The sequence below is a fragment of the Variovorax sp. GW821-FHT09D04 genome (assembly GCF_059416405.1).
In genome coordinates this window covers 177,857-198,840 of sequence record NZ_JBWKPA010000008.1, presented here as the reverse complement: position 1 = coordinate 198,840, position 20,984 = coordinate 177,857, and the positions used below count along the sequence as shown (strand labels likewise).

General features: G+C 67.7%; 19 protein-coding genes. 13 read left to right on the top strand and 6 right to left on the bottom strand.

What is annotated here, in order from left to right:
* Nucleotides 1–3: 3 nt before the first annotated feature.
* On the bottom strand, nucleotides 4–2,073 hold the full coding sequence (locus tag AC07O4_RS23460) for a ribonuclease catalytic domain-containing protein (protein ID WP_495305805.1): 2,070 nt from the start codon (nucleotides 2,071–2,073) through the stop codon (nucleotides 4–6).
* A 52-nt stretch (nucleotides 2,074–2,125) separates the two neighbouring features.
* A complete protein-coding gene (locus AC07O4_RS23455; protein WP_159273879.1) occupies nucleotides 2,126–2,719 on the bottom strand; it encodes a YqiA/YcfP family alpha/beta fold hydrolase in 594 nt (197 codons plus the stop codon).
* A gap of 289 nt (nucleotides 2,720–3,008) precedes the next feature.
* Between AC07O4_RS23455 and AC07O4_RS23450 the strand changes: the two genes are divergently transcribed.
* From AC07O4_RS23450 to AC07O4_RS23425, 6 genes are all read left to right on the top strand, one after another.
* Nucleotides 3,009–3,752 carry a response regulator gene (locus AC07O4_RS23450; RefSeq protein ID WP_495305804.1) on the top strand — a complete coding sequence of 248 codons (744 nt, stop codon included), beginning with the start codon at nucleotides 3,009–3,011 and terminating at the stop codon, nucleotides 3,750–3,752.
* Between the two features lie 6 nt (nucleotides 3,753–3,758).
* Entirely contained in the window at nucleotides 3,759–5,594 is a 1,836-nt protein-coding gene (locus AC07O4_RS23445) for a sensor histidine kinase (protein ID WP_495305803.1), read from the top strand.
* 35 nt (nucleotides 5,595–5,629) lie between these two features.
* Entirely contained in the window at nucleotides 5,630–6,784 is a 1,155-nt protein-coding gene (gene rodA, locus AC07O4_RS23440; RefSeq protein ID WP_062481224.1) for a rod shape-determining protein RodA, read from the top strand.
* A 48-nt stretch (nucleotides 6,785–6,832) separates the two neighbouring features.
* A complete protein-coding gene (tldD, locus tag AC07O4_RS23435) occupies nucleotides 6,833–8,293 on the top strand; it encodes a metalloprotease TldD (RefSeq protein ID WP_139703016.1) in 1,461 nt (486 codons plus the stop codon).
* Nucleotides 8,294–8,374: 81 nt separating this feature from the next.
* Nucleotides 8,375–8,914: a hypothetical protein gene (locus AC07O4_RS23430; RefSeq protein WP_492733935.1), complete on the top strand. Its 540-nt coding sequence runs from the start codon at nucleotides 8,375–8,377 to the stop codon at nucleotides 8,912–8,914.
* 235 nt (nucleotides 8,915–9,149) lie between these two features.
* Nucleotides 9,150–10,268 (top strand): 3-deoxy-7-phosphoheptulonate synthase, encoded by a 1,119-nt coding sequence (locus AC07O4_RS23425; RefSeq protein WP_101491181.1) that lies wholly within the window; start codon nucleotides 9,150–9,152, stop codon nucleotides 10,266–10,268.
* An 11-nt stretch (nucleotides 10,269–10,279) separates the two neighbouring features.
* On the opposite strand, the gene AC07O4_RS23420 is transcribed toward AC07O4_RS23425, so the two are convergent.
* Entirely contained in the window at nucleotides 10,280–10,789 is a 510-nt protein-coding gene (locus AC07O4_RS23420; RefSeq protein ID WP_159274066.1) for a cupin domain-containing protein, read from the bottom strand.
* The gene (gene mpl / locus AC07O4_RS23415; RefSeq protein ID WP_139703019.1) at nucleotides 10,789–12,198 is read right to left on the bottom strand and encodes a UDP-N-acetylmuramate:L-alanyl-gamma-D-glutamyl-meso-diaminopimelate ligase; all 1,410 of its coding nucleotides are present in this window, start codon (nucleotides 12,196–12,198) and stop codon (nucleotides 10,789–10,791) included. The genes AC07O4_RS23420 and mpl overlap by 1 nt, the downstream gene beginning before the upstream one ends.
* A 101-nt stretch (nucleotides 12,199–12,299) precedes the next feature.
* Here mpl and AC07O4_RS23410 point away from each other — a divergent pair, with 101 nt between their 5' ends.
* The 7 genes from AC07O4_RS23410 (at nucleotide 12,300) to AC07O4_RS23380 (ending at nucleotide 18,809) form a co-directional block, all read left to right on the top strand.
* Nucleotides 12,300–12,896, top strand: a complete 597-nt coding sequence (locus AC07O4_RS23410) for a hypothetical protein (protein WP_495305802.1) — start codon at nucleotides 12,300–12,302, stop codon at nucleotides 12,894–12,896.
* Nucleotides 12,896–13,456: a TlpA family protein disulfide reductase gene (locus tag AC07O4_RS23405; protein ID WP_062481237.1), complete on the top strand. Its 561-nt coding sequence runs from the start codon at nucleotides 12,896–12,898 to the stop codon at nucleotides 13,454–13,456. The genes AC07O4_RS23410 and AC07O4_RS23405 overlap by 1 nt, the downstream gene beginning before the upstream one ends.
* A gap of 101 nt (nucleotides 13,457–13,557) precedes the next feature.
* Entirely contained in the window at nucleotides 13,558–14,019 is a 462-nt protein-coding gene (gene accB / locus AC07O4_RS23400; protein ID WP_070060113.1) for an acetyl-CoA carboxylase biotin carboxyl carrier protein, read from the top strand.
* A gap of 2 nt (nucleotides 14,020–14,021) precedes the next feature.
* Nucleotides 14,022–15,371, top strand: a complete 1,350-nt coding sequence (accC, locus tag AC07O4_RS23395) for an acetyl-CoA carboxylase biotin carboxylase subunit (RefSeq protein ID WP_062480332.1) — start codon at nucleotides 14,022–14,024, stop codon at nucleotides 15,369–15,371.
* Between the two features lie 115 nt (nucleotides 15,372–15,486).
* Nucleotides 15,487–16,377 (top strand): 50S ribosomal protein L11 methyltransferase, encoded by an 891-nt coding sequence (gene prmA, locus AC07O4_RS23390; protein WP_070060112.1) that lies wholly within the window; start codon nucleotides 15,487–15,489, stop codon nucleotides 16,375–16,377.
* 82 nt (nucleotides 16,378–16,459) lie between these two features.
* The gene (locus tag AC07O4_RS23385; protein WP_495305801.1) at nucleotides 16,460–17,848 is read left to right on the top strand and encodes a zinc-ribbon and DUF3426 domain-containing protein; all 1,389 of its coding nucleotides are present in this window, start codon (nucleotides 16,460–16,462) and stop codon (nucleotides 17,846–17,848) included.
* Nucleotides 17,849–17,906: 58 nt separating this feature from the next.
* The gene (locus tag AC07O4_RS23380) at nucleotides 17,907–18,809 is read left to right on the top strand and encodes a carbohydrate kinase family protein (protein WP_495305800.1); all 903 of its coding nucleotides are present in this window, start codon (nucleotides 17,907–17,909) and stop codon (nucleotides 18,807–18,809) included.
* A 117-nt stretch (nucleotides 18,810–18,926) separates the two neighbouring features.
* Here AC07O4_RS23380 and AC07O4_RS23375 read toward each other — a convergent pair whose 3' ends face one another.
* The gene (locus AC07O4_RS23375; RefSeq protein ID WP_056575601.1) at nucleotides 18,927–19,487 is read right to left on the bottom strand and encodes a histone H1-like DNA-binding protein; all 561 of its coding nucleotides are present in this window, start codon (nucleotides 19,485–19,487) and stop codon (nucleotides 18,927–18,929) included.
* A 199-nt stretch (nucleotides 19,488–19,686) separates the two neighbouring features.
* On the bottom strand, nucleotides 19,687–20,877 hold the full coding sequence (locus AC07O4_RS23370) for a ribonucleotide-diphosphate reductase subunit beta (RefSeq protein ID WP_062480340.1): 1,191 nt from the start codon (nucleotides 20,875–20,877) through the stop codon (nucleotides 19,687–19,689).
* Nucleotides 20,878–20,984 lie beyond the last annotated feature (107 nt).

Below are 20,984 nucleotides of genomic sequence, written 5' to 3'. Positions count from 1 at the left end.
GGGTCATGCAGGCGTGGTCGTCGCCGGGTCGGGTGCGGCCTCGGTGTCGCTCAGGTCGACCGCGATGGCGATCGGGCCGGCGACTTCTTCTTCGTCGTCCTCGCCGCCGTCAGCGGTTGCGGCATCGGCCTGCGGCACGTCGAAGCGTTCGAGCACGGTGCCGCTCACGTCGAGCGCGATCTCGTCGATCTCGCCGAGCTTCACGCGCACGCGCGCGCCGCGCTCCTGCTGGCCGGCCACCGGGAACACCAGCGGCAGCGTGTCGGCGCGCACCAGCGCACCGTTGGGAATGTCCTTGATGACCGTGGCCTCGAGCTCGGTGATGCCCTGCTGCTGCAGGTACTTCAGCGTCCAGAAGCGCTCCATGCCGCCCTGGTAGGCGTTGTACGTGGCGTAGGCCGCGTCGAAGCCCGACAGGATCGAGAACAGGTCGGCGTCCTTCGGCTTGAAGGGCGCGGCCAGCGCGGCGGTCTTGCCGTGGCGCGCGGCCGCGATGATCTGCCACTGGTTCACGAGGTCGGTGTAGCGGCGCAGCGGCGAGGTGCTCCAGGCGTAGCTCTTCACGCCCAGGCCCGCGTGCGGCAGCGCGCGCGTGCCCATGCGCACCTTGATGCCGGGCGCCAGGCTGGCCTGGCTGCGGTACAGGCCCGGCACGCCGAGCTCGCCGAGCCAGCCGCCCCAGCTGCTGTTGGCCAGGATCATGGCCTCGGACACGATCAGGTCGAGCGGCGCGCCGCGCTGGCGCGTGCTGATCTGCACCTGCTCGTTGCCGGTAGGCTCCGCGCCGTCGTTGCCGACGAGGCGGAAGTTGTAGTCGGGCCGGCTGAAGTTCTCGGGCTTGCCGCGCACCACTTCGCGCTGCGCCTTCAGGTGCTTGGCCAGGCGGAACAGGAAGGACAGCGGCGCGCGCAGCTTCGCGGCGGCGTCGGGGGTGTTGTCGGAGTTGAAGGTGGCGTCTTCGAGCCAGGGCTGCGTGACGACCGCGTCGAGCTGGTCGTGGCGCAGGTTGGCGACGATCGGCACGCGTTCGAGCTTGGTCTCGGTGCCCTGCAGCTCCAGCGTGGCTTCGTCGAAGCGCGCATAGAGCGACACGGCCGGGCGGTCGCCGCCTTCGAGCAGCGTGTAGGTGTCGACCACCTCGTCGGGCAGCATGGTGATCTTGTAGCCCGGCATGTACACGGTGGACATGCGCGCGCGCGCCACGGCGTCGATGGCGCTGCCAGGCGTCAGCGCCAGGCCTGGCGCCGCGATGTGGATGCCGACCGTGATGGTGCCGCTGCCCATGCCTTGCACGGACAGCGCGTCGTCGATCTCGGTGGTCTGCGAATCGTCGATCGAGAAGGCCCGCACGCCTTCGGCCAGCGGCAGGTCGTCGGCGACGGCCGGTGCCGCGAGCGCGGGAAAGCCGGTGCCCTTGGGGAAGTTCTCGAACAGGAAGCGCCGCCAGTGGAACTGGTAGGGCGAATCGATGGCGCCGGCACGCTCCAGCAGGTCGAGCGGCGGGCGCTGCGTGGCGCGTGCGGCGTCGACCACGGCCTTGTATTCGGGCGCGTTCTTGTCGGGCTTGAACAGGATCTTGTAGAGCTGCTCGCGGATCGCCGGCGGGCACACGCCCTCGGCCAGCTGGCCCGCCCATTCGACGATCTGCGCCTGGATGGCCTTCTTCTTCTCGATGGCGGCCAGCGCCTGCTGCACGATCTCGGCCGGCGCCTTCTTGAAGCGCCCCTTGCCCGCGCGGCGGAAGTAGTGCGGCGCCTCGAACAGCGCGAACAACGCGGCGGCCTGCTGCGCCAGCGAGGGCTTGTCGCTGAAATAGTCGGCCGCCAGGTCGGCAAAGCCGAACTCGCCGTCGGCTGCGAATTCCCAGGCGAGGTCGAGGTCCATGGCGGCGGCGAGCGCGCGCGCCTCCGCCATCAGCTCGGCCGGGGCCGGCTTCTCGAAACGCAGAACGATATTGGCGCTCTTGACCTTGACGCGCTTGCCGGTCTCGAGCTCGACCTGTGCCGAGGCTTCGGCTTCCGACAGGATGCGGCCGCCGAGGTATTTGCCGGCTTCTTCAAACAATACAAACATCCGGCGATTCTCCCACGCGGGATCGGGCGCGCTTCCGGGCCCGGGGCGGACGCTAGACGGGGTTGATGAACGCCATCACGTCGTCGAGGTGCGCTTTTTCGAAATCGGACAGCGCATGGTCGCCGCCCTCGAGCAGCTTGATGCGGCTGTCGGGGTAGCGCGCCGACATCTCGTGCCAGTCGAGCGCCTCGTCGCCCTTGGCGATGATCGCGAACAGGCGCTCGGGCCGCGTGAGCGCACCGATTTCCATCGCGCGCAGCTCCTGGATGAATTCGGGCTGGAAGTAGAAGTGCTCGGACGGGTCGTGCCAGGCGGTCTGGCTGCCGATGTAGCGCGTGAGGTCGCGCGCCGGGTGCACCGCGGGGTTGAGCAGCACGGCGCGGCAGCGGGTCATGCCGGCGACGTAGGTGGCGTAGAAACCGCCCAGCGACGAACCGATCACCGCCATCGACTTGCGCGGCCAGTGCGCGATGCCCTTCATCACCATGTCGATCGCATCGTGCGGCGACGGCGGCAGCTGCGGGCACCACCACTCCAGGTTCGGGTGCTCGCGCGCCACGTGCTTCGCCACCAGCCGCGCCTTGGTCGAGCGGGGCGACGAGCGGAAGCCGTGCAGATACAACAGATGGGTGGTTTGCGGTTCCATGGGAGGAGGTGACTGGGGTGCGCTGGTCGCGCCCCGTGGCCGGATTCAGACAATTTTGCATGAGGTCCGCGCCGCCCACGGCGCGGTGACCCCACAAATCCCTGCGAATCGGCCCCTGAAAAGGCCGCGAGGGCGTGGCTGGAATTCGAAAGTATTCACGGTGCGGCCGCGCAGGGGCGGCGGTGCGGCGCAAGGGCGGAAAGAAGAGACAAGTTTCGTGACGCATCTGGCAGGGGGCATCCCATGAACGAGGGAGGCAGGCCCCGCGTGGCGGTGGGTGCCCAGGCTTATGCTTCATCCCATGAACACCGAGGTACAGGATGACGGGATGCCACGCCGCTGGGGCGTGCTCGTGGTCGAGGACGACAGCCGCGCACGCGCCTTCTTCGAGGCCAGCGTGCAGCGCAGTCCGCGCCTGTTCTGGCTCGGCAGCGCCGGCACCGTGCAGGAAGCGCGCACCTGGCTGGCCGCGACCGCGACCATCCCCGATGTGCTGCTGGTCGACCTCGGCATGCCCGACGGCACCGGGCTCGACGTGATCCGCGACGCCGTCGCGCGCTTTCCCGGCTGCGAGCCGCTGGTGGTGTCGGTCTTCGGCGACGAGGAGAACGTGCTGGCCAGCATCGAGGCCGGCGCCGTCGGCTACATCCACAAGGACGCCGCACCGGAAGACATCGCACAGACCATCGTCGAGATGAAGGCCGGCGCCTCGCCGATCTCGCCCATGATCGCGCGCCGCGTGCTCGCCAAGTACCGCAGCCTGCAGGCGGCCGTGCCGGGCACAGCCGGCGCGGCGCCGGCAGAGGCGGCGCTCGACGAGACCGACCGCGGCCTGCTCTCGGCGCGCGAGCACGAGGTGCTGACGCTGATCGCGCGCGGCTTCTCGTACGCCGAGATCGCGCGCCTCAAGGGCCTGAGCGTGCACACGGTGCAGACCCACATCAAGAACCTCTACGGCAAGCTCGCGGTGCATTCCAAGAGCGAAGCGGTGTTCGAGGCCACGCGCCTCGGCCTGCTGTCCCACCCGGGCTGAGGGCGGATGCTGCGGCGGCTGGCGTTCCTGTGCCTGCTCGGGCTGGCGGCGCTGTTGGCCGCGGGGGGCGCCGCCGCAGGGGAGACGCAGGGGCCGATCGAACTGCGCCACGCCAGGGTGACCACCACCATCGACGGCGTCGTGCAGACCGAAGCGGTCGACCTGTCCTACCACTGGGACCGCCGGCACCGCGGGCGCACCGGCTTCGCGAGCTTCGAGCTGCCGTTCCGGGTCGAGACCCTGCCCGAGGTGCCCTGGGGCGTCTTCATTCCCCGCGCCGGCAGCGTCTTCGAGGTGCAGCTCAATGGCGCGCTGCTGCAGTCCTACGGCGACCTCGGCCAGGGCAACCGCGCCGACTACGCCAAGGCGCCCGTCTACGTGCCGGTGCCCGGGCGGTTGCTGAAAGAGGGCGAGAACCTGCTGCAGATCCGCATCCGCGCCGACAGCGAACGGCGCGCCGGCCTCTCGCGCGTCACCATCGGGCCGGCGACGCCGGTGCGCACCGCGTTGTTCGAAGGCGCCTACGCCTGGCGCTTCACGGGGTCGGTGCTGCTGACCGCGTTCAGCCTCATCGTCGGCAGCATCGCGCTGGCGCTGTGGTTCACCCAGGTCGACACCGACGCGACCGGCCGCCGCCAGCGCGACGCCCTCTATTTCTGGGCCGCGGTCGCCGAGTTCTGCTGGGCGCTGCGGGTGGCCGACGCCATGATTCCCGAGCCGCCGCTGCCCTGGCAGCTGTGGGGCGTTCTGATGGCCGGCTGCTACGCGGGCTGGGCCGCGTCCGCCATGATGTTCTGCTACCACCTGGCCGACTGGGCGCAGAGCCCGCGCACGCGCTGGATGCGCTGGCCGACGGCGGCCGTGGTGGCCGGCACTGTGGTGTTCACCTGGCTGGCGCTGAACCGCGAGGAGCCGCGCTGGCTCACGGCCTGGCTGGCGGTCGAGATCACGATCGTCGTCGGCTTCGTGATCGCCTTTGCCGTTGCCACGGTGCGCCGGCCCAGCGTCGAGCGGCTGCTGGTGGCCGGCGCCGCGCTGGTCACGGTGGCCTTCGGCACGCGCGACTGGCTGGTGATCCGACTGAGTGACGCCTACGGCGAAACCACCTGGGTGCGCTATTCCTCGGTGATGTTCGGGGTGGCGCTGCTGCTGATCGTGCTGCGGCGTTTCCATTTCGCGAGCGTGCAGGCGCGCGGCTGGGTCAAGACACTGGCCGACCGGGTGGCGCAGCGCGAACGCGAACTGGCTTCCACCTACGCCGAGCTGGAGGAGGTGGCCCGCGACCAGGCGCGCACCCACGAGCGCGAGCGCATCCTGCGCGACATGCACGACGGCGTGGGCTCGCACATCAGCTCGGCGATCCGCCAGTTGCAGTCGGGCCAGACCAGCCCCGAGGAACTGCTGCGCACCCTGCGCGACTCGCTCGATCAGCTCAAGCTGTCGATCGACTCCATCCACCTGCCGCCCGGCGACATCGGCGCGCTGCTGGCGGCGCTGCGCTACCGGCTGGAGCCTCGGCTGGCCGCCGCGGACATCGCCTTCGAGTGGGGCGTGGACGAGCTGCCCCCGGTGACGCAGCTCGACGCCCACGCCACGCGGCAGCTGCAGTTCTTGCTGTTCGAGGCCATCTCGAACGTGCTGCAGCACGCCCATGCGAGCGCCCTGCGCATCGAGGCCGACGCGCGCGACGGGGCCGTGCGCCTGCGGGTGATCGACAACGGCGTGGGCTTCGACGCCACCGAGGTGCCGGAGGCGCTGTCCAAGCGCGCCGCCGCCATCGGGGCCCGGCTGGCGATCGAAAGCCGACCGGGGCGCACGGTCGTTCAGCTCGTTTTCGACTGAAGGGGCGGGCGGGGCGGGGATAATCCGCCCCCATCATGTCTGCCGTGTTCAACCAGCCCTCCCTGGCGCGTCGCATTGCGCCCATCTTCCAGGGCTTCGACGGCTTCCTGGCCTTTGCCGTGATGCTGCTCGCCTTTGCCGGGCTGCTCACCATGTATTCCTCCGGCTACGACCATGGCACGCGCTTTCTCGACCATGGCCGCAACATGCTGCTGGCCGGCGGCATCATGTTCGTGGTGGCGCAGGTGCCGCCGCAGCGGCTCATGGCCTTCGCCGTGCCGCTGTATGCGGCCGGGGTGGCGCTGCTGATCGCGGTGGCGCTGTTCGGCATCACCAAGAAGGGCGCCCAGCGCTGGATCAACGTGGGGGTGGTGATCCAGCCCAGCGAAATCCTCAAGATCGCGATGCCGCTGATGCTGGCCTGGTGGTTCCAGCGCCGCGAAGGCCAACTGCGCCCGCTCGACTTCGTGGTGGCGACGCTGCTGCTGGCGGTGCCGGTCGGGCTCATCATGAAGCAGCCCGACCTGGGCACTTCGCTGCTGGTGCTGGCGGCCGGGCTGGCGGTGATCTTCTTTGCCGGGCTGCCGTGGAAGCTGATCGTGCCGCCGGTGGTGCTCGGCGCGGTGGCCATCACGTTGATCGTGGGTTTCGAGTCGCAGCTGTGCGTCGACGGCGTCGACTGGCGCGTGCTGCACGACTACCAGAAGCAGCGCGTGTGCACGCTGCTCGACCCCAGCAAGGACCCGCTGGGCAAGGGCTTCCACATCATCCAGGGGATGATCGCCATCGGCTCGGGCGGCGTGGGCGGCAAGGGCTTCATGCAGGGCACGCAGACGCACCTCGAATTCATTCCCGAGCGCACCACCGACTTCATCTTCGCGGCGTACTCCGAGGAGTTCGGCCTGATCGGCAACCTGGCGCTGATCGCGGCCTTCATCCTGCTGATCTTCCGCGGGCTGACCATCGCGCTGAACGCGCCCACGCTGTTCTCGCGCCTGCTGGCCGGGGCGGTGACGATGATCTTCTTCACCTACGCCTTCGTGAACATGGGCATGGTCAGCGGCATCCTGCCCGTGGTGGGCGTGCCGCTGCCGTTCATCAGCTACGGCGGCACCGCCATGGTCACGCTGGGGCTGGGGCTGGGCATCCTGATGTCGATCGCGCGGGCCCGCAAACTCGCCCAGAACTAGAGTCCCCCGGGGCGGCACGGACGGGGGCGGCTGCCTAGAATGGCAGTCATGATCTCCCGCGAACCCACCATCGAGCGCCTCGCCACGGCGCAACAGCTCCTGCTCACGCCGTTCGGCCTGGACGAATCGCACCTGAGCAAGGCCCTGGCCGAGATCACCGCGCACCGCGTGGACGATGCCGACCTGTACTTCCAGTACACCCGCAGTGAAGGCTGGAGCCTCGAGGAAGGCATCGTCAAGACGGGCAGCTTCAGCATCGACCAGGGGGTCGGCGTGCGCGCCGTGAGCGGCGAGAAAACCGCCTTTGCCTACTCGGACGACATCTCCGAGGCTTCGCTGCTCGACGCGGCGCGCACGGTCCGTTCCATTTCCTCCGCCGGGCGCACGGCGCGCGTGAAGACGGTGCCGCGCAAGATCGCCTCCAGCCGCTCGCTCTACGGCGGCATCGACCCCATTGCCACGCTCGACAGCACGGCCAAGGTGAAGCTGCTCGAGAAGGTCGAGCAGCTCGCCCGCTCGCGCGACCCGCGCGTGGCGCAGGTCATGGCCGGCCTGGCCAGCGAGTACGACGTCGTGATGGTGGCGCGCGCCGACGGCACGCTGGCGGCCGACGTGCGGCCGCTGGTGCGGCTGTCGGTCACCGTGATCGCAGAGCAGAACGGGCGCCGCGAGGTCGGCTCGGGCGGCGGCGGCGGGCGTTTCGGCCTGGCCTACTTCACCGACGAACAGATCGCCGAGTACGTCGACCACGCCGTGAAGGCCGCGCTGACCAACCTCGACGCCCGTCCGGCCCCGGCCGGCGAGATGACCGTGGTGCTCGGTTCGGGCTGGCCCGGCATCCTGCTGCACGAAGCCATCGGCCACGGCTTGGAGGGCGACTTCAACCGCAAGGGCTCGAGCGCGTTCTCGGGCCGCATCGGCCAGCGCGTGGCGGCCAAGGGCGTCACGGTGCTCGACGACGGCACCATCGCCGACCGCCGCGGCTCGCTCAACGTGGACGACGAAGGCCACGCCAGCCAGCGCAACGTGCTGATCGAGGACGGCATCCTCAAGGGCTACATCCAGGACTCGATGAACGCCCGCCTCATGAAGGTCAAGCCCACCGGCAACGGCCGCCGCGAGAGCTACGCCCACGTGCCGATGCCGCGCATGACCAACACCTACATGCTCGGCGGCGACAAGGACCCGCAGGAAATCGTCGCCAGCATCAAGAAGGGCCTGTACGCCACCAACTTCGGCGGCGGACAGGTCGACATCACGAGCGGCAAGTTCGTGTTCTCGGCCAGCGAGGCCTTCTGGGTCGAGAACGGCAAGATCCAGTACCCGGTGAAGGGCGCGACCATCGTAGGCAACGGCCCCGACGCGCTCACCCGCGTGACCATGATCGGCAACGACATGGCGCTCGATTCGGGCGTCGGCACCTGCGGCAAGGAAGGCCAGAGCGTGCCCGTGGGCGTCGGCCAACCGACCCTTCGCATCGACGGCCTGACGGTAGGTGGAACGGCTTAGGACTTTCGGCACTTGCCGGTTGTTTCATTCGGTTGCTAAGCTGCGCTCCTTTTTGCGAACGACGAATCAAGGAGCATTTCAATGGGGAACAGGATCAATTCGCCCGCCGTGCTGTGGGCCGTGACCGCCGTGCTCGCGCTGGCCACAGCCGGTTGCGCATCGCGCGGCGGTTCGGGCAGCCAGCCCGCCGCCGCACCGGCACCCGCCCCGGCCGCCGCCGCGCCCGCGGCGCCCAGCGGTTCGAAGGCCGGCATGGACGCGCGCGGCAACGTGGTGGATTCTTCCAAGGTCGAGGCCGGCAGCGGCCGCACCGTCAAGGGCCTGAATGGTTTCGAAGGCGAGATCACCGGCAACCCGGCGCGCAACAGCAAGTTCACGCGCCTGCAGATCGGCATGAGCACCAAGCAGGTCACCGACCTCGCCGGCCAGCCCACCGACCAGGGCGCCTACATCACCGGCAAGGCCTGGATTCCGTTCTACTTCGGCAGCGATCGCCACCGCTTCGAGATGACCTACAAGGGCCAGGGCCGCCTGATCTTCGCGGGCGGCGGCATGGGCGATTTCAGCAGCGGCAACCTGATCTGGATCATCCACAACGCCAACGAATCGGGCTACAGGTAAAAACAACACCGACCCGGCCGCCTGGCCGGGTTTTTGTTTTCCGTGCTACATTCCGCCCACATGTCCGCCCTCCGCGCTTACTTTTTTGCCTACTTTTGGTTCCCGGTTTCCGGCGGACGAGAGGCGAGCGCGTAAAGCAAACGAACACCCTCCCAGAACCGCCGGTGGCTTCCAGCCCCCGGCGGTTTTTTTATGCCCTGACGATTTTTCATTCACACCAACAAGGAAGAGAACCATGAGCACGAACACCCCTCCCGCCGGCGACAGCTGGTATGCGAGCGTCGAAAAAACCAGCAAGACCGACGACGAACGCATCAAGGACATCAACGTGCTCCCCCCTCCCGAACATCTGATCCGCTTCTTCCCGATCCGCGGTACGCCGATCGAAACGCTGATCACCGGCACCCGCCGCGGCATCCACAACATCATGGCCGGCAAGGACGACCGGCTGCTGGTGATCATGGGCCCGTGTTCGATCCACGACCCGGCCGCGGCCCTCGAATACGCCCGCCGCCTCAAGGCCGAGCGCGACAAGTACGCCGGCACGCTGGAAATCGTGATGCGCGTGTACTTCGAGAAGCCGCGCACCACGGTCGGCTGGAAGGGGCTCATCAACGATCCGTACCTGGACGAGAGCTATCGCATCGACGAAGGCCTGCGCATTGCGCGCCAACTCTTGATCGACATCAACCGCCTGGGCCTGCCGGCGGGCAGCGAATTCCTCGACGTGATCTCGCCGCAGTACATCGGCGACCTGATCGCCTGGGGCGCCATCGGTGCGCGCACCACCGAAAGCCAGGTGCACCGCGAGCTGGCCTCGGGCCTGTCGGCACCCATCGGCTTCAAGAACGGCACCGACGGCAACATCCGCATCGCCACCGACGCCATCCAGGCGGCGGCGCGCGGCCACCACTTCCTGTCGGTGCACAAGAACGGCCAGGTCGCGATCGTGCAGACCAACGGCAACCGCGACTGCCACGTGATCCTGCGCGGCGGCAAGACGCCGAACTACGACGCCGCCAGCGTCGAAGCCGCCTGCAAGGACCTCGAGGCCGCCAAGCTGCCGCCCACGCTCATGGTCGACTGCAGCCACGCCAACAGCTCCAAGCAGCACCAGAAGCAGATCGACGTGGCCAAGGACATCGCCGACCAGATCGCCGGCGGTTCGAAGCGCGTGTTCGGCGTGATGATCGAAAGCCACCTGCAGGCGGGCGCCCAGAAGTTCACGCCGGGCAAGGACCAGCTGTCGGGCCTGGAGTACGGCAAGAGCATCACCGACGCCTGCATCGGCTGGGACGATTCGGTGCAGGTGCTCGAGACCTTGTCTCAAGCCGTCAAGCAGCGCCGGGGCTGAAGCGCTATTAGTTAGAGCATGCTGGCCAGGTCGGGCCAGTGGTGCCGCATCGACGCCGCTTCGTCGCTGTCGGGCGGCACCAGCGAGAAATCGCTGAAGTCGAAGCCCGGCCCGACCATGCAGGCGGCCAGCGTGTAGTCGCCGCTCGCGTGGCCCTGGATCGGGCGCGCGGCCTGCCACTGGCCGGCAGGCACCACGTGCTGCGGCCGGGTGCCGTGCACATCGACCGGGCCCAGCTTCACGTGGGCCGGCGCGGTCCGCATCGTGGCATCGCAGGTCCACAGCGCCAGCGGCACGCCTTCCAGGTGCACCCAGACTTCGTCCGACAGCACCCGGTGCCAGCGCGAATGCTGGTGGGCTTCGAGCAGGAAATAGATGCTGGTCAGCGCGCTGCGCGGCGCGCGGCCGTCGGCGGGCGTCACGCTCGCGGCCGACCGGAATACCTCGGCATACCAGCCGCCCTCGGGGTGGGGCTGGAGCTTCAGGGTATCGATCAGCTCACGCGCGCGCATGCCGTTCATCATCCGTGGGCGGCGCGCAGGGCGTCCAGCAGTTTCTCGTGCACGCCGCCGAAGCCGCCGTTGCTCATGCAGACGATGTGATCGCCGGGCCGCGCCGCGGCCACGACCTGCTGCACCAGCGGCTCGATGGCGCCGGCGACCTGGGCGCGCGCGCCCATCGGCGCCAGCGCAGCGGCCGCGTCCCAGTCGAGACCGGCGGTGTGGCAGAACGACAGGTCGGCCGACTCCAGGCTCCACGGCAGCTGCGCGGCCATCACGCCCAGTTTCATCGTGTTGCTGCGCGGCTCGAAGGCTGCGAGGATGCGCTCACTTTGCTTGCCGGCGTCGTCGAGCTTCTTGCGCAGTCCGTCGAGCGTGGTGCGGATCGCGGTGGGATGGTGCGCGAAGTCGTCGTAGACGGTGATCGCGCCGCCCTGGCCCTCGACCGTGCCGCGCAGCTCCATGCGGCGGCGCACGTTGCGAAAGCGTCCGAGCGCGCGGGCCGCATCGGCCGGCGGCACGCCCACGTGGTCGGCCGCCGCGATGGCGGCCAGCGCGTTCATCTGGTTGTGCAGGCCCGAGAGTTCCCACTCGACCCGGCCGACCACCTCGCCGCGGTGCAGCACGTCGAAGGCGTCGTGCGTGCCGCGCGCCTGCCACTCCGTGGCCGGACCGCCATCGCCGAAGCGGGCGAGTTCGCTCCAGCAGCCCTGGGCCAGCACGCGCTGCAGGCTCTCTTCGGTGGCGTTCACCACCAGGCGCCCGGTGCCGGGCACGGTGCGCACGAGGTGATGGAACTGGCGCTCGATGGCGGCCAGATCGTCGAAGATGTCGGCGTGATCGAACTCCAGGTTGTTCAGCACCGCGGTGCGCGGCCGGTAGTGAACGAACTTGCTGCGCTTGTCGAAGAAGGCGGTGTCGTACTCGTCGGCCTCGATCACGAAGGCCGGGCCGTCGCCGAGGCGGGCCGAAACGCCGAAGTCCAGCGGCACGCCGCCGACCAGGAAGCCGGGTGCCTTGCCGCCCTGTTCGAGCACCCAGGCGAGCATCGAGGTGGTGGTCGTCTTGCCGTGCGTGCCGGCCACCGCCAGCACATGGCGGCCCTGCAGCACGTGCTCGGCCAGCCACTGCGGGCCGCTGGTGTAGGGCTTGCCGGCGTCGAGGATGGCTTCCATCAGCGGGAACTTGGGGCTGCCGTCGGGCAGCCGGGCCCGCGAGACCACGTTGCCGACCACGAACATGTCGGGGGCGAGGGCCAGCTGGTCGGCGCCGAAGCCTTCGATCAGGTCGATGCCGAGCGCGCGCAGCTGGTCGCTCATCGGGGGGTACACGCCGGCGTCGCAGCCCGTGACCCGGTGGCCTGCTTCGCGTGCGAGGGCGGCCACACCACCCATGAACGTGCCGCAGATACCCAGAATATGAATGTGCATCGGCCAATTCTAGGGAGGCGCTGCGGGTGCCCCGGCGGCTTCGCCCCGGGCGCCGTACTGATGTTCATGTGAGGGACGTCCGCAGCGGGCAAAATGCCCCGATGGACACGTCCAAGCGTGAAATCGCCGCCGTTGCCGCCCGACTCGTCGTCGAGGAGGGGCTCGAGTACGGCCCGGCCAAGCGCCGGGCGCTGCGCGAACTCGGCCTCCCGACGCGCACCGCGCTGCCCAACAACGACGAGGTCGAGGCCGAGGTGCGCGACTACATCGCGGTCTTCTGCGCCGACACCCAGCCCCAGGAACTGCACGCGCTGCGCCTGCTCGCGCTCGAGTGGATGGAGCGCATGGCCGTGTTCCGGCCGCATGTGGGCGGCGCCGTCTGGCACGGTACGGCCACACGTTTGTCAGACATTTATATTCAATTGTTCTGCGATGATTCCAAGTCGGCCGAAATCGCCCTGATCGATCACCACGTGGACTACGAGCCGCGCATGGTGACCGGCTTCCATGGCGAGCAGGTCGAAGCCCTCAGCGTCCACGCGCCGAGCCGGGCGCTGGGCGAGGAAATCGGGGTCCACCTGCTGGTGTACGACCTCGACGACCTGCGCGGCGCCCTCAAGCCCGACGCCCAGGGGCGCGCGCCGCGCGGCGATCTGAGCGCGCTGCGCCGACGCATTGAACAAGAAAAGGACCAGTAATGACTTCAACGCCCACACGACGCGGCATGCTGTATGCCGGCGTGGCGGCAGTCGCTGCCGCGGCCGGCATTGCCGGCGCCTGGTGGCGGGAGCGCAATGACAGCGGTGTCGCGGCCACCGGCGGCGAAAAGCTCGATGCCGCCATGTTCTGGGACCAGCGCTTCGAGCGCCCCGAGGGCGGCGAGCTGGCCTTGTCGAGCCTGCGCGGCAAGCCCGTGCTGCTCAACTTCTGGGCCACGTGGTGCCCGCCCTGCGTCGAAGAAATGCCGATGATCGACGCCTTTTTCCGCGAACACGGTGCCAACGGTTGGCAAGTGGTGGGGTTGGCCATCGACCAACCCAGTGCCGTGCGCAAGTTCCTGCAGCGCACGCCGGTCACCTACCCGACCGCGCTGGCCGGCTTGCAGGGCATGGAACTGGTGAAGAATCTGGGCAATACCGGGGGTGGCCTGCCGTTCACCTTGGTGCTCCATGCCGACGGTTCGGTGCTGGCTCGTAAAATGGGCAAGCTTGAAACGACCGACCTGGACGCTTGGCGACGCCAACTTGTTCACGGTTAGAATTTAAATACACAAGCTGGCGTTAGACGCCAAACGCCGAAAATCGACGGTTTTCGGTCAAGTTCTTTCCTAAAGACCGGCAAAGCTGGCACTGGAGTCCCATGGATCTGCGCAAACTCAAGACACTGATCGATCTGGTGTCCGAATCGAATATTTCCGAACTGGAAATCACCGAGACCGAAGGCAAGGTCCGCATCGTCAAGGGTGGCGGTGCCGCCCCCGTCCAGTACGTGCAGACCCTGGCCGCCGCGCCCGCCGTGGCAGCGCCCGCCGTGGCCGGTGCTGCCGCTCCGGCTGCCGCGGCCCCCGCCGTCGAAGCCGCACCGAGCGGCCATGCCGTGAAGTCGCCGATGGTCGGCACCTTCTACCGTTCGTCCAGCCCGGGCGCTGCGGCTTTCGTCGAAGTCGGCAGCAAGGTGAACGAGGGCGACACGCTCTGCATCATCGAGGCGATGAAGATCCTCAACGAAATCGAGGCCGACAAGGCCGGCACGGTCACGCAGATCCTCGGCGAAAACGGCCAGGCGGTCGAATACGGCCAGCCGCTGTTCATCATCGAGTAAGCATGTTCAAGAAGATTCTGGTTGCAAACCGGGGGGAGATCGCCCTTCGGATCCAGCGCGCTTGCAGCGAAATGGGCATCAAGGCCGTGATGGTCTATTCCGAAGCCGATCGCGAAGCCAAGTACGTCAAGCTGGCGCAGGAAGCCGTGTGCATCGGCCCGGCGCCTTCGGGCCTGAGCTACCTCAACATGCCGGCCATCATCTCGGCCGCCGAGGTGACGGACGCCGAAGCCATCCACCCCGGCTACGGTTTCCTGAGCGAGAACGCCAATTTCGCCGAACGCGTGGAGCAAAGCGGCTTCCAGTTCATCGGCCCGACGCCCGACAACATCCGCACGATGGGTGACAAGGTCTCGGCCAAGCAGGCCATGATCAAGGCCGGCGTGCCCTGCGTGCCCGGCTCGGAAGGCGAATTGTCGGACGACGCCGCCACCAACAAGCGCATCGCCCGTGCGATCGGCTACCCGGTCATCATCAAGGCGGCAGGCGGCGGCGGTGGCCGCGGCATGCGCGTGGTGCACACCGAGGCGGCGCTGGTCAACGCGATCCAGATGACCAAGGCGGAAGCCGCCGCGGCCTTCAACAATCCGGCCGTGTACATGGAGAAGTTTCTCCAGAACCCGCGCCACATCGAAATCCAGATCCTCGCGGACAAGCACAAGAACGCGGTCTACCTGGGCGAGCGCGACTGCTCCATGCAGCGCCGCCACCAGAAGGTGATCGAGGAATCGCCGGCCCCCGGCATTCCGCGCAAGCTGATCGAGAAGATCGGCGAGCGCTGCGCCACCGCCTGCAAGAAGATCGGCTACCGCGGCGCCGGCACCTTCGAGTTCCTGTACGAGAACGGCGAGTTCTACTTCATCGAGATGAACACGCGCGTGCAGGTGGAGCATCCGGTCACGGAGTTCACCACAGGCATCGACATCGTGAAGACGCAGATCATGGTCGCCGCCGGCGAGAAGCTGCCGTTCACGCAGCGCCAGATCGAGATGCGCGGCCACGCCATCGAGGTGCGCATCAACGCCGAAGACCCGTGGAAGTTCACGCCGTCGCCGGGCCGCATCACCATGTGGCACCCGCCGGGCGGCCCGGGCGTTCGCGTCGACTCGCACGTGTACACCAACTACTTCGTGCCCCCGAACTACGACTCGATGATCGGCAAGATCATCGTGTACGGCGACACCCGCGAACAGGCCATGGCGCGCATGCGCACGGCCCTGAACGAGACGGTGATCGAAGGCATCCAGACCAACATGCCGCTGCACCGCGAGCTGATGGTCGACGCCAAGTTCATGAGCGGCGGCACGAACATCCACTACCTGGAAGAGTGGCTCGCGGCGCATAAGCGTTGAACACCCCCAGGCTGTGCGCACTTCGTGTCGCGACGCCAACCCCCTTGCAGGGGGCAACACCAGAGGCCCGGCAAAGCCGGTTCCTCGGTGTTCCTGATGAAGAGGGACCTTTGTAATGTTTGAACTCCGCCTCATGGCGCCGGAAGACCGGGTCGAAATGCTCGGCGATGCGCTCGACGCACTCGATGCGCTGAGCGTGTCGGTCGAAGACGCCGACGCGCAGACCGATGCCGAGCAGGCCCTGTTCGGCGAGCCCGGCATGCCGCCGCCCAAGGAGGGCTGGCAGCGTTCGCGCGTGATCGCGCTGTTCCCCGATGAAGATGCCGCCAACGAGGCCGCCTCGGTGCTCGCGCTGCAGGACTTCTTCGAAGGCTGCGCGGTGCTCGGCGTGGCGCCGGTGCCGGACCAGGACTGGGTGCGGCTCACGCAATCGCAGTTCGCACCGGTCGAGATCACGCCCGAGTTCTGGATCGTGCCCACGTGGCACGAGCCGCCGGCGCAAGCGAAGCAGGTGATCCGGCTCGACCCGGGCCTGGCCTTCGGCACCGGCACGCACCCGACCACGCGCATGTGCCTGCGCTGGATCGCGACGCAAGGCGAGGGCGCCTTTGCCGACCAGCGCGTGCTCGACTACGGCTGCGGCTCCGGCATCCTGGCCATCGGCGCGGCCAAGTTCGGCGCGCGCAACATCGACGCCGTCGACATCGACGAAGCCGCGGTCTCCTCGACCCGGCTCAACGCCGAGGCCAACGGCGTGCAGCTGAACGCAGGCCTGCCCGAAGCAGCGAAGGGCGAGTACCAGACGGTGCTCGCCAACATCCTCGCGACGCCGCTCAAGGTGCTGGCGCCGCTGCTGCGCAGCCATGTGGCCGCCGGCGGTTCGCTGGTGCTGGCCGGCATCCTCGAGCGCCAGGCCGACGAGCTCAAGGCGGCCTACGCGCCGTACGCCGCGCTCGAAGTCAGCGACACCGAGGACGGCTGGATCCTCATGACCGCGCGCTGCTGAAGCGCGCGGCCGGGCGCTCGCACCGCGGGCGCCCCGGGCACCTGCCTGCACGGCGGGGGCCCAACCCTACAATCGCCCGGTCATGAGCCTCGTCACGCGTTGCCCCGCCTGCACCACCACCTTCAAGGTGGTGCGCGACCAGCTTCGCATCTCGGACGGCTGGGTGCGCTGCGGCCGCTGCAGCCATGTGTTCGATGCCACGCTCGACCTGCAGGAGGCGCCCGACGGTGCGGTGTCCGCACCCGCCGCGCCGGCGCCCGCACCCACGTCGGCACCTTCGCCGATGTCTTCGATGGCCGCACTGGTGGCGTCTTTCGACGACGCACGCCTCGACCTGGCGGCCGCACGGCCGGCGGTCGAGGAGGCCGACTTTCTCGACGACGAGTCCGAGCCGCAGGCGCCACCGCCTGCCCCTCAAGACGAAGCCGGACTGTCGACCGCTGCCACCAACGTCGCGCCGGCTGCGTCCCCGCTGCCTTTCGAGCTGACGCTGCCCGCACACGGCCTCGCCGCGGACGAGCCCTGGTCCGACCTCGACGCCACCGAACCCGCATGGCGTCCGCCCGCGAGTTCGCTGCCGCCGTTTCCGAACATCGACCTGAACCTCGGCGCACCGCCGCCCGCATCACCGCCGCCTGCGCCGCCCTTGCCTGACCTGCCGCGCAGCTCGGCGCTGCGCGGGCTGGTTGCAGCGACCGGTGAGAACGACGACGGCGCGGCCGCGGAGCGCGAGCAGGAAGAGAAGGACCACGACCAGCTCCTGATCCAGAAGGCGCTGCGCCGTGCGCGCGCCAAGTCGGCCAAGATCGCGAACGCCAAGGCGCGTGACGCGCAGCACGAAGAGGCGTCCGCGCCGCTGCCGGGCCCCGGCATCCGTGCCGAAGGCGAGCCGGATTTCTCGCTCTCCGCGACCTTCGAGGCGCCTGAAGACCATCCCTTCGCCGAAGAAGACGAGCCAGCCGAAAAGGCCATCGGCTTCTGGCAACGCAAGGGCGTGCGCCGCCTGCTCGTGCTGCTGGCCGTGCTCGCGGCGTTGGTCCTCATCGTGCAGATCGTTCGCCATGAGCGCGACGGCATCGTGGCGCGCCAGCCGAACCTGCGACCTGCCCTGTCGGCGCTGTGCCAGTACACCGGTTGCGAACTCGCGGCGCTGCGCCAGATCGGCGACATCGTGATCGAAGGCGCGGCCTTCGCGCGCGAGAAGAGCGGCGGCAACGACTACCGGTTGAGCTTCACCTTGCGCAACGCGGCGACCGTGCCGCTCGCGATGCCGGCCATCGAGCTGTCGCTGCTCGACACGCAGGAGCAGGCCGTCGTGCGGCGCGTGCTGACGCCCAACGACTACGGCGCGCCGGGCGTGCTGGCGGCGCGTGCCGACCGCGCGGCCTCGCTGCCGCTGACCCTGTCGGCCAGCGAGGCGGCGGCACTGCCACCGATCGCGGGCTACCGCGTCGAAGCTTTCTATCCCTGAGCGGAGCGCCGACACGCGCGCCGTTCGTTCCCTTTCTCATCCAACCTACGGTCCACCCATGGCAGCAGTGATTTGCGGTTCCCTCGCGTTCGACACCATCATGACTTTCGAAGGCCGGTTCGCCGACCAGATCCTGCCGGACCAGCTGCACATCCTGAATGTGTCGTTCCTGGTGCCGGGCCTGCGTCGTGACTTCGGCGGCTGCGCCGGCAACATCGCCTACAGCCTCAACGCCCTGGGCGGCACGGCGCTGCCGATGGCCACGCTGGGCAGCGACGGTGCCGACTACGCCGAGCGCATGCGCACGCTGGGCATCAGCACGGAGTTCGTGCGTCAGCTCGACGACACCTTCACCGCGCAGGCGATGATCATGAACGACACGGACAACAACCAGATCACGGCGTTCCATCCCGGCGCGATGCAGCAGGCGCACATCACGAAGGTGGTGGCGCGCGAGGACATCAAGCTCGGCATCATCGCGCCCGACGGCCGCGAGGCGATGCTGCAGCACGCCGAGCAGTTCGCTGCCGCCGGCATTCCCTTCGTGTTCGATCCGGGCCAGGGCCTGCCGATGTTCGACGGCGACGCGTTGCGTCATTTCATCGAGCTCGCGAGCTGGGTCGTCGTCAACGACTACGAAGGCAAGATGCTGTCGCAGCGCACCGGCTGGAGCCTGGCCGAGATCTCGCAGCGCGTGCGCGGCCTCGTGGTCACGCTGGCGGCCGAGGGCTGCGAAGTGTGGACCGGTGGCGAGCGCGAGCACGTGCCTGGCGTGACGCCCACGGCCGTGGTCGAGCCCACGGGCTGCGGCGACGCGTGGCGTGGCGGCCTGCTGTACGGCCTGGAAAAGGAATGGCCGCTGGCACGCTGCGCGGCGCTCGGCAACCGCATCGGCGCGCTCAAGATCGCCCAGCGCGGACCGCAGAACTACCAGATCGACCGCTCGACGCTCGACCTGTGATTTGCTGACGACCCGCCCGCATCGCTTCGGCGATTCGGCGACAGCGGGCGCCCATGAAAAAAGCCCGGCACCTTGCGGTGCCGGGCTTCGTGCCTTTCAAGGCCGCTGAGAATTCACTCAGGGCTTGCTGGCCGTCGGAAACGGCCAGGCTGCCTGGGGATTCAGCGTCGTTTGCGCCGCAGGGGCAGGCGCTACGGCAGCCTTCGCAGGCGCGGCGGCCTTCTTGGCAGCAGGCTTCTTGGCAGCAGCGGCAGGCTTGGCAGCGGGCTTTTTCGCGGCTTTCTTGGCCGCGGCCTTCTTGGCAGGGGCCTTCTTGGCGGCAGCCTTCTTCGCAGGGGCCTTCTTGGCAGCAGCCTTCTTGGCAGGCGCCTTCTTCGCTACGGCCTTCTTGGCAGGCGCCTTCTTGGCGGCGGCCTTCTTTGCCGGAGCCTTCTTGGCAGCGGCCTTCTTCGCCGGTGCAGCCTTCTTCGCTACGACCTTCTTGGCTGCAACCTTCTTGGCCGCGACCTTCTTTGCCGGAGCCTTCTTCGCTACGACCTTCTTGGCGACAGCCTTCTTGGCCGGAGCCTTCTTGGCAGCGACCTTCTTTGCCGGAGCCTTCTTCGCGGCGACAGCCTTCTTAGCCGGAGCCTTCTTTGCAGCGGCCTTCTTGGCCGGCGCTTTCTTTGCAGTTGCCATTTCTATTTCTCCTTGATCAAGTTGAAAAAATCAACCTATTGAAGCACTCCACGCGCGTTGGGAGCGTGAAGCGATTCATGGCGTTGGAATCTGAGCCCCAGCACCATGAACACCTGAGCCCTCGTCCATGCCGCGCTCTTTGGCGCAGTCGGTGGCAAGGGCAATTCTTGAATTCATGAATTGTTGTGTATCGAAAAATTCAATCCCAGGAGAGCGCACCACCCGACTGGTACTCGATCACGCGGGTTTCGAAAAAGTTGCGCTCTTTCTTCAGGTCAATCATTTCGCTCATCCAGGGGAACGGGTTTTCCTCGTTCGGGAAGAGCGTTTCGAGGCCGATCTGCTGCGCGCGCCGGTTGGCGATGTAGCGCAGGTAGCCCTTGAACATGGAGGCGTTCATGCCGAGCACGCCACGCGGCATGGTGTCTTCGGCGTATTTGTATTCGAGCTCGACGGCCTTCATGAAGAGGTCCTTGATCTCGGCCTTGAACTCTGCGGTCCACAGGCCAGGATTCTCGAGCTTGAGCTGGTTGATCAGGTCGATGCCGAAATTGCAGTGCATCGACTCGTCGCGCAGGATGTACTGGTACTGCTCGGCAGCGCCGGTCATCTTGTTCTGACGGCCCAGCGCAAGGATCTGCGTGAAGCCGACGTAGAAGAAGAGACCTTCCATCAGGCAGGCGAACACGATGAGCGACTTGAGCAGCGTCTGGTCGGTCTCGTGCGTGCCGGTCTTGAAGTTCGGATCGCTGATGGCGTCGATGAACGGGATCAGGAACTGGTCCTTCTCGCGGATCGACGGCACTTCGTTGTAGGCGTTGAAGATCTCGCTCTCGTCCAGGCCGAGCGACTCGACGATGTACTGGTACGCGTGCGTGTGGATCGCTTCCTCGAAGGCCTGGCGCAGCAGGAACTGGCGGCACTCGGGGGCCGTGATGTGGCGGTAGGTGCCCAGCACGATGTTGTTGGCGGCCAGCGAGTCGGCGGTCACGAAGAAGCCGAGGTTGCGCTTGACGATGCGGCGCTCGTCTTCGGTCAGGCCGTTCGGGTCTTTCCACAACGCGATGTCGCGCGTCATGTTCACCTCTTGCGGCATCCAGTGGTTGGCGCAGGTGGCGAGGTACTTTTCCCAGGCCCACTTGTACTTGAACGGTACCAGCTGGTTGACGTCGGTCTGGCCGTTGATGATCCGCTTGTCGGAAGCCTTGACGCGCTGGCCTGCAGCGGCGGCCACCGGTGCGGTGGCAGTGGCGGGTTGTGCAAGCGACGAAGTCGGAGCGGCGACCGCGCGGCCAGCGGAAAGACCGCCGGTCGATGCGTGGTGCTGCTGCAATCCTTGTTGCATATCCTTTGGTAAGGAGGGCTTGACTTCTTCGTCCCAGGTCAACATAGAAAAATCCAATGCGCAATTATCGGAGCAACGATGTGAGTTGCAAAGTGCTCGTTCACATCGTGCGCCATTTATGGGGTTGTTATGTTGCTCGCATGCATCGCGCG